Origin of the sequence: Finegoldia sp. BIOML-A4, from assembly GCF_009679635.1 — a bacterium.
GTDB classification, from domain to species: Bacteria; Bacillota; Clostridia; order Tissierellales; family Peptoniphilaceae; genus Finegoldia; species Finegoldia magna.
The window spans coordinates 381,068-395,806 of the sequence record NZ_WKZC01000001.1; the positions used below are offsets into that span (position 1 = coordinate 381,068).

A 14,739-nucleotide genomic window follows, 5' to 3' on the forward strand; every position below is an offset into this window, starting at 1 on the left:
ATTATTTTTTATTTTCCCATCTGTAACCAACTCCCCAAACTGTTACGATATATTTTGGATGAGTTGAATCTTCTTCAATTTTACTTCTCAACCTTCTCATATTTACATCAACAATTTTAGCATCACCTATGAAATCTTCACCCCATGCTTTATCCATTAATTCATCTCTAGTTATTGCTTTCCCAGGATTTTGCATTAAAAGCTTTATTATGTTAAGTTCTGTTGGAGTTAATGTAATTTCTTTTCCATTTTTATAAAAAGTTCTTGAATACATATCAAGTTTGAATGTTTCATCTTCAATAATTTGACTATTATTTTGTTTTTGTGGACTTCTTCTCAAAACAGATTTTATTCTAAGTATCAACTCACGCGGATTAAATGGTTTTGTCAAATAATCGTCTGCTCCTCTTTCAAGTCCTTCAATTTTATCGTTATCTTGAGTTTTTGCAGTCAACATTATAATAACAATATCCGGAAATTTATTTCTTAAAATTTTACAAACTTCAAATCCGTCAATCCCAGGAAGCATTATATCTAAAACAGCTACATCTGGCTTGTTTAATTCTGCTAATTCTACGCCTTTTTCTCCAGACTCAGCTTCTAATATTTCAAATCCTTCTCTTGCTAAATTTATTTTTGTAAATTGTCTTATATTATCTTCATCTTCCACTAAAAGAACTTTAATACTCATATCACACCTCATGTATTATTATAACTCATAATTTAGCTAATTCAATTGATTTACATAATTGTTAAGAAAAACCTCAACCTCTTGTTCGCAATTTTGGTCATAATTTTTTTCAATAATGTATCCTTTTCTTAAATTTACAAGAATCATTTTAATGTTTTTGTTGTATTTTTTGTTCAAAACATAAGAATAAAACTTCAATTGCATGTGGTATTTTTCGTACAAGTATTCTTGTGATTGTGAACTAATTTTATAATCATAAACTTTTATTTCTTCATCACAAAATTCCACTCTGTCCATAAATCCTGATATCATTAAATTTTCGTACAGCAAATTAAAATCCATTTCATTTTTATAATTTGAAAAATCTGTTATGAATTGGTTAAAGTTTTTAGTTGCGACATTGAAAATTTTCTTCTCATCATAATTTAAGAAATCTGCTTCTTTTATACATGGATAATTACTTCCGTCAGATAATTTCGCAAACATATGAACCAAATTACCAAGTAATATATAATTTATTGAAGATTTTTGAAGATTACTATCAAAAATTTCTTCATTGGAATTTAAAATACTTGTAATACCAATTGGAATAAGTTTTTCGACTTTTACTTTCTTTGGTTCTGGTATATCGAATTTTGTTTGTATTTTTTTTAGTAAAAAAGGTTTCTCATTTAATTCTAAAAATCTTATACTTCCTCTTTGTTGCAAGTCCTCAATGTATGGACTTATTTGTTTGAAATGTCCAGATTTTTTTGAATTCGAAAATGATAATTCTTTTTTTGCACGTGTGAATGCCGTATAGTATACGTTGTCAACTTCGTAATCTTCCTCTTCTTCAATTAATTTCTTAACTTTTGTCATTCTGAATTTTGAAAAAGGAAAATCTAGCACGAATTGCATCTGAATGTTTTCGTTGTCGATAAATAATAAAAATTTATCTTTGTTAACTGATGGCTTTGACAAATTATCCACTATGACCTTGCTAAAACCTAACCCCTTTGATTTATGAATAGTCATAAGTTTTACCAAATCACTGTGTTCATCTTCAAAAGACATTTGATATAAGTTAGTATTGTTTTCAAAATAATCTACAAAATCTTCTATACTATAGTTGTTGGCATCAAATTGCTTAGCAATTTCCAAAAATTTAATTATATTTGCCTTTGCTTGAAGATCATTAAATAATCCTAAGTATTCAATCTGTTCAATATAATTAGACATTGAATCGTAAATCGTATATTTTGTAAGATTTTCCGTAAAATTTTGAACTTGCTCATCAATTTTTTTCATAGTAGATTGATAGTTATCTGTTTGATTCAATATTTCATTGTAATCCACATCATATACATTAGATAGTATTCCTACTTTACTTATGTCATCACCGTATCGTGCATATTTTATGAACTGAATCAGATTTAATACTTCTCTGCATTCTTCAAGTCCTTGTTTGTCAAAAATATAATAAGGAATATTTCTATTTGTTAAACTTTTTTCGTATTCCGAGAAATCATTCTTAGTTCTTGCTAAGATAGCAGTGTCTTTAAAATTATCTTCATTGATGTATGAAACCAAGATATCTGCGGAATCATCTTTTGTTTTTTCATCCTTATTGTTAAGTTTAAATTCATCTCTGCCGATTACATCTCCTACTTCATTAACTGCGATTAAGCTATCGTATCTATCCTTCATTTTATTAGAATAAATGTAATTAATAGGCTCCATTATATTCGGATGTGTTCTGTGATTTTCATGGAAAGTTATATCTTTACCGCCACTTTTTTTAATGCCTTCTCTGGTTTTTTCAAATACTTTTATGTTAGCTCCCCTAAAACTATATATGGCTTGTTTCGGATCACCAACTACGAAAAGATTATTTCTATCCAAGGCCTCATTGTCGCTGCACAGTGTATAAAAAATATCTCTTTGGAGATTTGATGTATCTTGATATTCATCTATCATAAAATATTTATACTTTTCTTTACACGATTTTAGAATATCACCATTTTCCAGAGCTTTTTTACACATTATTTCAATATCGTTAAAATCTAAGAAACTTTTTTCATTCTTTTTTATTGAATATTCTCTATTAACTTCTATCAAAATATCGAAAAAACCTTCATACAAATCTATATAATCTTTTTCTTTATTTGAAAGTATCGCATCAACTCTCTTATTAACTTCATCAATTATTTCCTGAACATTTTCTTTCTTGCTCTCTCCCAAATTTTCATAGCTTTTTAATAAAAATCTAGTAAATTCTTGGAGTTCTAAATTTTGATTATCATCATGCAAAAATTTATATAGTCTACTATTTTTCGTCAACCCTTTAATACTATCTGATTCTTCTCTTAAATCGAATAGATAATTTTTGATTCCGATTATATCCTCATCATCAATATTTCTCAAATTAGTTAATTGAAGAATTGTTTCTCTTTTAATAACTTCAAAGTCTATGTTATTTGTTCTTAATTTATTGAAAGAATCTCTGATAATTTTAAGCGTGTCTGAATATGAAATATCTAACTCACTACCAAGCTTTTTAATAAAATCAATCCTATCTTCTAAGATTGTATCAAAAAGTTCATTAATCATTTTGTTAGATTGATCATCTTCTATAATTTGAAAACTAGGATCTATTGATAAATAGTACGAATTATCCGACACGATTTTTTTGCAAAAAGATGAAATGGTGGATACATTTATGTCGTCAATTAGTCTGGGATTGTTTAGCTTTTGAATAATTCTATCTTTCATTTCATCAGCAGCTTTGTTCGTAAAAGTAATGCACACGATACTTTTAATGTCGATACCTTTTTCGTACATATATCTAAATCTTTCAGAAACTACTTCTGTTTTACCAGTTCCTGCACCTGCATTTACACAAACGTTTTGATTTATAGTAGAATAAGCTAATTTTTGATTGTCGCTGAATTTAATCATTGCTAGCTTTCCCTTCCGTGTTTTTTAATTTGCAAATTTTATTAAAATCACAATATTTACAAGCATTGTCATCACTTGCTTTTACGAATAAGTTCTTATTACTAATATTTTCTCTGAATTCTTTTACTTTCTGAATCATAATTTCATCCAACTGATCCTTTGAAACATTTTGAAGATATTCATATTCTTCATTATCTCTAATGCTTTTGTATTTACAACTTACAACATCACCGTACGAAGAATATATTACAAATTGAAATCCTTTGTTTTTGTCCAAATCTTTTGCTTTCCTGAAACTATTTTTCGATAATTTATAGTCTATTAATCTAATCTTACCTGAATCTGTTCTATCAACCCTGTCAATTCTTCCAATAAATTTGGTGTTTTCATCTAAACTAACAATAAAATCTTCTTCTAATTTATAAGGGTAAAACTTTTCAGCTTCGTTTTTCATGTTGTAAATGTCAGCGATGACAAAATCCTTGAGTTTGTTCAAATATTTTTCGTAATCAAATTCATTTTCCTTAATACAAGTGTTTAATCCGAACTTTTCAAACGAATTTTTAAGCAATCCATCCAAACTTGAAACATCTAACTCACATTTGCCATCTATAGCATCTCTTATTTTCGAAATATTTATTCCGTAAAATTCTTCCAATGTGTTGTGCAAAATAGTTCCAATATCCAATTGTCTAGACTTTATTTGTGGTTTAAGCTTCAAATAATATCTAAAATAAAACTTCATTGGACATTCAAAATATGTTTCAAGCTGAGTTGAAGATAATTCTTTCTTCAATATATATTGTGTTGTTTTGTCATCCACTTCAAAATCTGAAATATCCTTTGAGGATATTCTGTTTTCTATTCTATTTAAATGTTGTTTCAAAGAATATTTCTCATAAGCTGACACACTGTGAAGTTTTTTTGTGTCAATTTTTTTGATATTTTTCATGTTAATTTTCTTTATCTTTTGACTTGATTTTATGTTCTTATCCAAAATCAACCTTGATTTTATGTTGCTCTCAGTATTGTAAGACAGATAAATTTTTTTATTCGCTCTATTTATAGCATCAATAAATCTATCAATATTTCTTTTCCTATTTTCTGCGTCTGACAAAATGTCGATTCCTCTTTTTTGTAGAAATTCTATATTATCTTCATTGTTAAAGAAATCATAATTAGTTTTTCCTGGAATCACATCATCATTCATATTAACTACGTATAAAACATCGTAGTTTGAAAGTCTAATATCCGTAAGGGAATATATTCTAATTCCATCTACTAAATAATCTGTAGAATCAACCTTCAAATTTTTTATCAAATCCATCAAATAAGAGTTAATATTTTTTGATTTTTTAACAAGTTCAGCATAATTTTTATCCAAATCCTCAAGGATTATCAAAAGTTTTTCAGAAAACAAATTAAATCCTTTATCATTACTTTCATTTTTTTGAATTAGTGCTATAAGATTAGCTAAAACATTAATGTTTGTTTCTATAAAAGAGAAATAATACGATTTAACCTCTTTTAGAATTTGTAAATTAGTTTCATAATTAACATTTACTTTTAAAATTTTAACTAAATCTTCCCAATCATCAAATTCAAAATCGGACAATATACTTCTGAACGTAACTTTATCCTTCAAATCAAATTCGAAAAAACAACTATCTAGTGTAGAAAAAATATATTGCTTTAAAGTTTTCGTATTATCAAGTAGATTAATTATATCTAAGAAAAATTTGTAGTCACGATACGAAATATAATCATCTCCAAAAACTGGAATATCGTGTAATTTTAAGGAATTCAATATTTCCCTTTTTGAGGAATCTTTTTCTAAAAGAATTGCCATTTTATTATAATCATAAGTGTATGAATCTTTTGATATTTCATTAATTAGTCTGTCTTTTTCCAAAATTTCATTGGTTAATTTAACTACCTTTTTTTCAATGAATTTATTTGGTTTTGATTTATCCCCATTTTGAATAACATCAAATCCAATATCTTGCAATTGATTCACTAATTCACTTTTGTATTCATTATAATAATCCACGTAAATATAGACTTTAACATCATAATTTTTCAACTGATTTATTACTTCCAATTCAATTGGTCGAAACTCACTGAATCCATGAATGTAAATATCCTTGTTTTTTTGAAGATTAAGATTTTTTGTGTCATAGGCATCAAATTTATCCAGAAAATTATACTGTTTCATAATGCTCTGATATTTTTCATACACTTTACTTAAAATATTTAAACTAACATTGTGATTAGAGATTTCTTCAAGTTCATCTATTTTTTTATTTGAATACTTACATGTAGATATAAATCTTTTGGATGAATTTATCATTCCATTAGAATTGAAAAATTTATTATCCTCAAACACCCCTTCATCGATAAGTTCTTGAATTGCTAGTCTCAAAATCAAATCTGTCAGATAAGTTGAAATATCTGAAGCATTTACTAGATCATCTATAGTCCAAATTTTCACGTCGCATAGCACCGATTGTTCTTTTAAAAACTTATTTCTAATATTTTTAATTAGCTTTCTATTTGGCAAAATTAAAATAAAATCAGTGTTGCCATTTCTAATTTGATTTTTTAAGTAAGATATATTTTCATCAAAAAGCTTTGAAGAATTTGAATTAGTGTACACAATTCTCTTATTCATTGTAATCTCCTATGAATTCTTGTAAAATTGAGTTTTTAGGGACTATTGAATCGTCTTTTATTTCTATAAAATAATTCAAAATGGATTTTAACCTTTCAATCTCTGTAAAGTTATGACCGTTTTTGTCGTAATTTTCCACTAATTTCAAGACGTATTTTTTCAAAATATTAATTTCATAAATTAATGATGAGTCTATTATACTGTCTGCTTCATTTTGATATGGAAAAACATTAATATATTCAGCAGCGTGAACTCTTGGCCATTCAGACAACGTATCATCTACGCTTTTATCTCTTTGAACGAAATCTCTCACCATTCTTCTCATAAGTCTCATATCTGTAGTTGAGATTCTGTTGTGACAATCAATACTTAGTTGCGTCAATGCTGATACATAAATTTTGTATTTGTCCTTGTCGGGAACTAGACTTGTAAGTTTTGGATTAAGTCCATGAATTCCTTCCACAATTATAATTCCATTTTTGTCAAGTTTGGTGTAAGTATCACCATATTCTCTTTCGCCAGTGATAAAATTATAAATTGGCAAATTAACATAATCGCCTTCTAATAATCCCATTAAATCTCTGTTAAACGTTTTTAAATCAAGTGCATTAATCGATTCGTAATCCCTGTTGCCGTCTTCATCCAAAGGAGTGTCCACTCTATTTACAAAATAATTATCCATAGAAATAGGAATAGGATTTTTGCCTCTTACAGCTAATTGCACAGATAGTCTTTCTGCCATTGTTGTTTTCCCTGATGAAGAAGGTCCAGATATTTGAACTAATCTCGCATTGTTGTAGATAATCTTGTCGGCAATATATGAAATTTGATTTTCAAAATAAGCTTCATTTACGCTAACCAAAAAATCCATATTTCCGTCCTGAATTTTTTCATTCAAACTTCCCACATAACCAATATCCAACATTTCAGTCCATTTTTTTGATTTGGAAAATATTTTTGAGAGAGCTTTTTGTTCTTTAAAGTCGGTAAATTCGCCAGTTCTGCTGACACTTAATGCTACTCCTGGAAAATAATTAATAAGTTTGTAATGTTTTAAAAATCTCGTAAATGGAGCTACAAATCCTTCTATACCGAAGTAATGATTGTGACATTTGTACAAATACACTTCATCCTTGTCTAAACTTTTTAGTAGTCTTGATTTTTGAATGTATCCTTCCTTTTCAAAAATATCAAAAGCTTCTTTCCTGGAAACTTTTACTCTTTCAATTCTAAGATTTTGATTAATCAAATCATCCATCAATTCTCTAATTTCTTCCAAATCTCTAAAATGAATTTCGTTGTTATTTTCGAATTCAAGATACATATAGTTTCCAATTGTATATTCAACTACCAATTGATCTTCGGGAAATTTTATTTTAAATGCCAATAACAGCAGCAAAATTCCTGTTTTCATCAATGTGTCTTGTGAATAAACGCTGTTTTCATTTACAAACTCAATCGTATCTCCATCATCTATACTACTCATAATATCGACAAGCTTATTGTTCTTTAACGCAACAATACTATCTTCAAAACCACATTGAATGCCATAATCATAAATCGTCTTATCTTCATAGTCGTATATCTTGTTGTTGTTAATTATCTTAATCATATTTACTCTCCAAATCGTTCAATATTTTCTCAAATAAATCATCTCTTTTGCTTTCAAAAACCATAGATTCATATTTTTGGTATTTTTCCATTTTTTCTGGAAATATTAGCTTATACGAATGTAATAATTGAAAATTCAAATCGTACTTATTTTTGAAATATTTATTAACATCTCTGTTTCCATATTTAATATCGCCAATTATCGGATGATTAATGTGTGACAAATGAGCTCTGATTTGATGTGTCCTTCCAGTCAATAAATCTACGTTGACTAGCGAATATTTTCCAAAATTTTTTACATTCCATACTTTTGTCATGCTTTTCTTTCCACTAGAATTGACCACAGATTTGTTCTTATCATTATCTTTTTCTAGCGCCAAATCAATTGTTTGGTCTTTGAGATTACCAACCACAATAGTTTCGTAAATCTTAGTAATTTCGTGTTTTTTGAATAAATCATTAAAATATTTCAAGCTATCATAAGTTTTCGCCCCAACAACAATGCCAGAAGTATTTCTATCCAATCTATTTACTAAAGCTGGTGTAAATGTGGAGTTTTGTGTTGGAGTAAACTGATTTGTTTTTATCAAATAACTTACCATCATATCCACTATATTTTTCCCATAATCTCGAGAATTAGCTGCGTGTGATAATACTCCTGTTTTTTTATTAATCAATATTAAATCATCATCTTCATAGATTATATCCAAGTTAAAATCCTCAGCGGAGTATACCTTATTATCTTGATATTTTTCAATAACTTCATCGTACAAATAAATATTTACCACATCGTCAATTTTCAGATTATAATCAGGTTCTGTCCTTTTTTTATTAACTTTTACTTTTTTAGTTCTGATAAGTTTTTGGATATGATTTTTGCTCATTTTTGGCATCAATTTCATAATAAACCTATCTACTCTTTGGTTGCTATTTGAATTATCTATATTTATATGTCTCATTATTGCTCCTATTTGAAAAATTGTTAATAAATCATTATAATTTAATAAGGAAGGTGAAAAATGAAAAATTTTATTGATACAATAGTAGACTTTATTTATAAATTTGCAAAGCTTTTATTATTATTGCTCATTCTAGTAGCTACAACATTTTATGTTTACAAAACAATTAATTCAATGTTTTCCAAAAACTATACAAGTTCACAAACTTACTCAAAGGATTTAAAAATCCAACAAGTTACTGAAGAAGTTAAAGACATTGAAATCACAATTCCACCTGAGGCAAAAGAATTGGATGTTTCAAAGATTTTAATCAGTGGAAACATAATTACCGATGAACAAGAATTCTTAGATTACTTAAAGCAAAACAATGTTACTGCTTTTAAGGATGGCAATTACAAATTAAATAAAAATATGACTACAGAAGAAATAGTAAATCAAATAAAGAAATAATTAATATCCCTTATTGACATAAGAATCGATAAGGGATTTTTTCTTTATTGGTTCAAAAACATTATTTGATATCAAATGTTGTTTGATATTTTCATTTATTGTGTGAAAAATCATCTTTTCATAATCTTTGAGTACAATTTCAAAAAGATTATCCCTCATTCTGTAAGACAAAATGTCTATGTAATATGCTTCAACATTCTTGTATTCTATTAATTCCAAAATCTTTAAAATTGTATTATCTTTTTCTAGGTAATAGTTTCTGCATTTGTTTAAAGATGCAATATACTTCTTAGGTTTTTTGTTTTTGTATCTGTTAGCTATTGTATTGTATTCCTTAGCCTTTAAATTATAATATTGATAGTTAAAAACTCCCTCATTTACTGTTTTAATATCAGTGAAAGGTCTTAGATTAAAACTATTAATCAATACGTTGTTTCTTGAAATAAATTCCTGTTTTGTTAATTTCTTCTCATCTAACAAATCAATCAATTCATTTCTTTTTTTTACATAAAAATCTACATTTCTTTTCATAATTTTCCTCTAACTAAATTATAATTCATATTTCATACTTTTCAAAATTTGCAAATAAAAAACGGTAAAATATTTTTTTAAATTATTTTACCGCTAATATTCTTATTCTATTATTGAAATATCATGATTTATAATTGAGTAAAATTCGTCTTGTATTTTTTGAATATCTCTGTTGTATTTTCCCATTACATACATCATTTTACATACTACTGATTCTAATGTCATATCTTTTGATTCCAATACGTCTAAATTTTCTCTGATTCTCATTCCTACTTGATATACTCCAATATCTGATCCTTCTTGTGGAACTTGAGTTGTCATCACGATTATTTTATTTGTAGAGTATTGTTCCATCAATCTTAAAAACTCTTCGGATATTCCTGCAGGCATTCCACCCACTCCATAACTTTCTACGATAATACAGTCGTATTTTTCGAAAATATTTTCTAAAATATCTGCTCTCATTGATGGAATTAATTTCAACAAATACACGCTTTCATCTAATTTATCGTAAAATTCTACATTACTCTCTGACTTATCATCAATATATCTTAAAACTTTACCATCGTGAATAATAGCAATTAATGGATAATTTATTGAGTCAAATGCATCAAAACTTTTTGTTCTAACTTTTCTGGCTCTATTTCCACAAATAACTTTTCCATTGAACACTATATTAACTCCGTGTGATTTTTCTTTACTAGCAAATATCAATGCATCAATTAAATTATTCTTTGCATCTGTAATATCATTTGAAATGGATTTTTGAGCACCTGTAATTACGATTGGCTTCGGACTTTTTTGAATTAAATAACCCAACGCAGATGCAGTGTACGCCAAAGTATCCGTACCATGTGTTATTACAAACCCATCGTATTTATCATAATTCTCTTTAATTGTTTGTTTGATAAGTAGCCAATGCTCTGGTCTTATGTCTGTTGAATCAATACTGAATAAACTGATAGTATCTAATTCAAAATCAAATTTTCTAAATTTTACATATTCTAATATATCTTTTGCTTGAAGACCCGGCGCTAATCCTTTATCTGTAGCAACTGAAGCAATAGTTCCTCCAGTTGTAATTAATAGTAGTTTTTTCATACAATCCTCCTAGAAATAGTATAACACTTTACTTTTAAAAATTGTAAACAAATAACTTTACATACAATTTACAATAATATTATATGAATTTTAAACATTACATGTATTCTATTAGTGAATTAAATATGAAAGGATGATTTATTTGAAAATCAAAAAATTTATGTTAGTTGCTATGATGCTAGTATTTGGAGTATTCATGGTAGCATGTGCAAAACAAGATGATGGAAAAACATCAGACAACTCAAACAAAACAGAAACTACTTCTACAGATTCTAAATCAAACGAAAGTGCTGGAGGAGAAATCCACGTAGTATCAAGAGAAAATGGTTCAGGTACTAGAGGAGCTTTTACAGAAATCACTAAAATCTTAGAAAAAGGTGCTGACGGTAAAGAACAAGACAAAACAGTTTCTTCTGCAATAGTACAAAACAGTACAAACGCAGTTATGATGACTGTAGGTCAAGACAAAGACGCTATTGGATATATTTCATTAGGATCTTTAAATGACAAAGTTAACGCAGTAAAAATCAATGGTGTTGAAGCAACTTCTGAAAATGTTCAAAAAGGTGATTACAAAATCTCAAGACCTTTTAATATTGCTTATAAAGGAGAACTAAAACCACTTCCAAAAGATTTCTTAGATTTCATTTTATCTAAAGAAGGACAAGAAATTGTTAAAAAAGAAGGTTATGAACAACTTCCTGAAGAAGCTAAAGCTTACAACAAAAATTCTCAAAAAGGTAAAATCGTAGTTGCAGGTTCAACTTCAGTTTCTCCATTAATGGAAAAATTAGCAGAAAGCTACAAAGCAATGTATCCAGAAGTAGAAATCGAAATCCAATCAACAGGATCTTCAGCTGGTATGAACTCAGCTATTGAAGGTGTATGTGATATCGGAATGGCTTCAAGAGAATTAAAAGACAAAGAAAAAGAACAATTAAAAGCTCAACCTATCGCTATTGATGGTATAGCAGTTATAGTTAACAAAGAAAATACTAACGCAACAGATTTAACTCTAGAACAAGTAAAAGATATCTTCACAGGCAAAGTTAAATCTTGGTCTGAAATTTCTAAATAATTCCTCTCAAAAAGCAGATCTCTTATGGGATCTGTTTTTTATTTTAAAAAATTTTAATTTACATTTGTAAAGTTTAATAATTCCCTATTTCTACGGATTTTAACTTTATTGCTCGTAAAACTTTACATTTAATTAACATTGTTATCGCATTAATTTTACAAGCTCTTGATATTATTAAAGTGAAAAAAATAAAGAAAGGATTTAATATGAAAAAGAAATATTTATCTGAATCAATAATGAAATACGTATTTTTAGTATCAGCATTGACTTCTATCTTTGCGATAGTTTTAATATGTTTTTTCATTTTTGGTGAATCAATGCCTTTTATAAAAAAAGTTGGCTTAACTAATTTTATATTTGGTAAAAATTGGGCTCCAGTCGATGTACCTGCTCAATTTGGTATACTTCCAATGATTATCGGTAGTATTTATGTAACTATTGGCTCCATAATTATAGGAGTACCAATTGGAATTTTTACAGCGATTTATCTTGCAAAGTTCTGCCCAAAAAAATTATATAATTTTTTGAGACCTTGTATTGATTTAATGGCTGGTATCCCATCTATCGTTTATGGTTTCTTCGCTTTGGTGGTTATAGTTCCAATGATTAGAAAAGCTTTTGGAGGAACTGGTATGAACATAGTTACAGCTTCTATTCTTCTAGGAATTATGATTTTACCGACGATAATCACTTTATCTGAAAGTGCAATAAATACTGTTGTAGATTCTTATTATGAAGGAAGTGTTGCACTTGGAGCTAGTCACGAATTAGCTGTAATGGGAGTTGTAGTTCCTGCTGCAAAGTCAGGTATATTATCATCAGTTATACTTGGAATTGGACGTGCTATCGGAGAAACAATGGCAGTATACTTAGTTGCAGGAAATCAACCTGTAATAGCAAAAAGTATTTTTTCAGGAACGCGTACTATGACAACTAACATCGTATTGGACATGGCTTATGCGTCTGGTGCCCATAGAGATGCTTTGATTGCAACCGCTATGGTATTATTCGTATTTATACTTTTAATAAATCTAATATTTAATTTGATTAAGAGAGGTGTAAATAATGGAAAATAATTCTATTGATGTATCGACAAATAGTTTGAGAAATTTAAGAAAAAATAAAACTAAAAGTAGAATCATTAAAGGTTTTATTTATTTGATGGCTTTCATTACTTTAGCTGTATTGTTTTATTTAATTATTTACATGTTAGTTAATGGTATTCCCCATTTAAAACCTAGTATGTTCTCAAACCACTATACTTCTAAGAACGTATCAATGATGCCTTCAATTAAAACTACTGTTATGTTAGTTTTGTTGACATTATTAATTGCAAGTCCTATCGGAATATTTACAGCAATTTATTTGTCTGAATACTCTAAGAAGAATTCTAAAGTAGTTACTCTTATCAGACTTGCAACAGAAACATTATCTGGTATTCCATCAATTGTTTATGGTTTATTTGGTATGTTGTTATTCGTAATGAGATTAAAGTTTAGATATTCTTTAATATCTGGAGTTCTTACAATGTTCATAATGGTGCTACCATTAATAATTAGAGCCAGTGAACAAGCATTGTTATCAATCGATGACGAATTAAGAGCTGGAAGTTATGCATTGGGAGCCGGAAAGTTGTATACTATAAGAAAGGTACTACTTCCTGTCGCAATGCCTGGAATCATGGCTGGAATTATTCTTTCAATAGGAAGAGTTGTAGGAGAAACAGCTGCATTGATGTTTACATTAGGAACAGACCCTCGTGTGCCATCAAGTTTGATGCAATCTGGAAGAAGTTTAGCATTACACATGTATGTATTATCATCTGAAGGATTCCATGTAGAAGAATCTTATGCAACTGGCGTTGTATTAGTAATTTTAGTTTTAATAATAAATATAGTTTCCAATTTAATAGGAAAAAAATTGACGAAAGGAAGTAAATAATGTCTAAGATAAGTATAAAGGATGTTGATTTATATTATGATGATTTTCAAGCTCTAAAGAAAATCAATATGGAAATGAAATCTAATGAGATCACCGCTTTTATTGGACCTTCTGGCTGTGGTAAATCTACAATGCTTAAGTGTCTAAATAGAATGAACGATCTTATTGATGGCTGTCGAATCGAAGGCTTAATAACTTTAGATGGCAAAGATATATACGATAAAAATTACGATGTAAACTTGTTGAGAAAAAGAGTCGGTATGGTTTTTCAAAAACCTAATCCATTTCCAATGTCAATCTACGATAATATAGCTTATGGTCCAAGATTGCATGGAGAAAAAAATAAATCTAAGTTAGATGAAATTGTAGAAAAATCTTTAAAAGGTGCGGCTATTTGGGATGAAGTAAAAGATAACTTGAAAAAGAACGCACTTTCAATTTCAGGTGGTCAGCAACAAAGAATTTGTATAGCAAGAGCCTTGGCTGTTGAACCTGAAGTATTATTAATGGATGAACCTACATCAGCTCTTGACCCTATCTCAACTAATAAAATCGAAGATTTGTGTCAAGATTTGAAATCAAAATATACTATTATAATGGTAACACACAATATGCAACAAGCTGCTCGTATTTCTGATAAGACAGCATTTTTCTTGACAGGTGAAGTTATAGAATTTAATAATACTGATATACTGTTCTCAAAACCTGAGGATAAAAGAACAGAAGATTATATTACTGGTAGATTCGGTTAAAAAGAGGTGGTATT

General features: G+C 28.2%; 12 protein-coding genes. 5 read left to right on the forward strand and 7 right to left on the reverse strand.

The features are described 5' to 3' along the window. Nucleotide 1 precedes the first annotated feature (1 nt). Genes GKG01_RS01795 through GKG01_RS01815 form a run of 5 tightly spaced genes read right to left on the reverse strand, consistent with a single transcriptional unit; the run spans nt 2 to nt 8,872 of the window. A complete protein-coding gene (locus GKG01_RS01795; protein WP_094207016.1) occupies nt 2-691 on the reverse strand; it encodes a response regulator transcription factor in 690 nt (229 codons plus the stop codon). Nucleotides 692-727: 36 nt separating this feature from the next. Continuing rightward, nucleotides 728-3,631 carry a UvrD-helicase domain-containing protein gene (locus tag GKG01_RS01800; protein WP_154271183.1) on the reverse strand — a complete coding sequence of 968 codons (2,904 nt, stop codon included), beginning with the start codon at nt 3,629-3,631 and terminating at the stop codon, nt 728-730. After that, nucleotides 3,624-6,302 (reverse strand): PD-(D/E)XK nuclease family protein, encoded by a 2,679-nt coding sequence (locus GKG01_RS01805; protein ID WP_154271184.1) that lies wholly within the window; start codon nt 6,300-6,302, stop codon nt 3,624-3,626. Before GKG01_RS01805 ends, GKG01_RS01800 begins: the two co-directional genes overlap by 8 nt. Beyond that, entirely contained in the window at nt 6,295-7,914 is a 1,620-nt protein-coding gene (locus tag GKG01_RS01810; RefSeq protein WP_154271185.1) for a nucleoside kinase, read from the reverse strand. The genes GKG01_RS01805 and GKG01_RS01810 overlap by 8 nt, the downstream gene beginning before the upstream one ends. After that, nucleotides 7,907-8,872, reverse strand: coding sequence for an RluA family pseudouridine synthase (locus GKG01_RS01815; protein WP_154271186.1), 966 nt, complete (start codon nt 8,870-8,872; stop codon nt 7,907-7,909). Before GKG01_RS01815 ends, GKG01_RS01810 begins: the two co-directional genes overlap by 8 nt. A 60-nt stretch (nt 8,873-8,932) precedes the next feature. Here GKG01_RS01815 and GKG01_RS01820 point away from each other — a divergent pair, with 60 nt between their 5' ends. Then, complete coding sequence (locus tag GKG01_RS01820) at nt 8,933-9,322, forward strand: hypothetical protein (RefSeq protein WP_094224576.1); 390 nt, start codon at nt 8,933-8,935, stop codon at nt 9,320-9,322. On the opposite strand, the gene GKG01_RS01825 is transcribed toward GKG01_RS01820, so the two are convergent. Both GKG01_RS01825 and GKG01_RS01830 read right to left on the reverse strand, forming a co-directional pair. Beyond that, the gene (locus tag GKG01_RS01825; RefSeq protein ID WP_154271187.1) at nt 9,323-9,853 is read right to left on the reverse strand and encodes a DUF6648 family protein; all 531 of its coding nucleotides are present in this window, start codon (nt 9,851-9,853) and stop codon (nt 9,323-9,325) included. 102 nt (nt 9,854-9,955) lie between these two features. After that, the gene (locus tag GKG01_RS01830; protein WP_094207009.1) at nt 9,956-10,954 is read right to left on the reverse strand and encodes an asparaginase; all 999 of its coding nucleotides are present in this window, start codon (nt 10,952-10,954) and stop codon (nt 9,956-9,958) included. Nucleotides 10,955-11,096: 142 nt separating this feature from the next. On the opposite strand from GKG01_RS01830, the gene GKG01_RS01835 reads away from it, so the two are divergent. The 4 genes from GKG01_RS01835 to pstB all read left to right on the forward strand — a co-directional run bounded on the left by GKG01_RS01835 (nt 11,097) and on the right by pstB (nt 14,725). Next, on the forward strand, nt 11,097-12,032 hold the full coding sequence (locus tag GKG01_RS01835) for a substrate-binding domain-containing protein (protein WP_154271188.1): 936 nt from the start codon (nt 11,097-11,099) through the stop codon (nt 12,030-12,032). 206 nt (nt 12,033-12,238) lie between these two features. Next, on the forward strand, nt 12,239-13,108 hold the full coding sequence (gene pstC, locus GKG01_RS01840) for a phosphate ABC transporter permease subunit PstC (RefSeq protein ID WP_094207008.1): 870 nt from the start codon (nt 12,239-12,241) through the stop codon (nt 13,106-13,108). Beyond that, nucleotides 13,098-13,973, forward strand: a complete 876-nt coding sequence (gene pstA, locus GKG01_RS01845) for a phosphate ABC transporter permease PstA (protein WP_094207007.1) — start codon at nt 13,098-13,100, stop codon at nt 13,971-13,973. Before pstC ends, pstA begins: the two co-directional genes overlap by 11 nt. Further along, nucleotides 13,973-14,725 (forward strand): phosphate ABC transporter ATP-binding protein PstB, encoded by a 753-nt coding sequence (gene pstB / locus GKG01_RS01850; protein WP_094207006.1) that lies wholly within the window; start codon nt 13,973-13,975, stop codon nt 14,723-14,725. The genes pstA and pstB overlap by 1 nt, the downstream gene beginning before the upstream one ends. Nucleotides 14,726-14,739 lie beyond the last annotated feature (14 nt).

Coding starts and splice junctions, on each gene's coding strand:
- GKG01_RS01795 (WP_094207016.1), bottom strand. CDS start 691: ATGAGTATTAAAGTTCTTTTAGTGGAAGATGAAGATAATATAAGACAA.
- GKG01_RS01800 (WP_154271183.1), bottom strand. CDS start 3,631: ATGATTAAATTCAGCGACAATCAAAAATTAGCTTATTCTACTATAAAT.
- GKG01_RS01805 (WP_154271184.1), bottom strand. CDS start 6,302: ATGAATAAGAGAATTGTGTACACTAATTCAAATTCTTCAAAGCTTTTT.
- GKG01_RS01810 (WP_154271185.1), bottom strand. CDS start 7,914: ATGATTAAGATAATTAACAACAACAAGATATACGACTATGAAGATAAG.
- GKG01_RS01815 (WP_154271186.1), bottom strand. CDS start 8,872: ATGAGACATATAAATATAGATAATTCAAATAGCAACCAAAGAGTAGAT.
- GKG01_RS01820 (WP_094224576.1), top strand. CDS start 8,933: ATGAAAAATTTTATTGATACAATAGTAGACTTTATTTATAAATTTGCA.
- GKG01_RS01825 (WP_154271187.1), bottom strand. CDS start 9,853: ATGAAAAGAAATGTAGATTTTTATGTAAAAAAAAGAAATGAATTGATT.
- GKG01_RS01830 (WP_094207009.1), bottom strand. CDS start 10,954: ATGAAAAAACTACTATTAATTACAACTGGAGGAACTATTGCTTCAGTT.
- pstC (WP_094207008.1), top strand. CDS start 12,239: ATGAAAAAGAAATATTTATCTGAATCAATAATGAAATACGTATTTTTA.
- pstA (WP_094207007.1), top strand. CDS start 13,098: ATGGAAAATAATTCTATTGATGTATCGACAAATAGTTTGAGAAATTTA.
- pstB (WP_094207006.1), top strand. CDS start 13,973: ATGTCTAAGATAAGTATAAAGGATGTTGATTTATATTATGATGATTTT.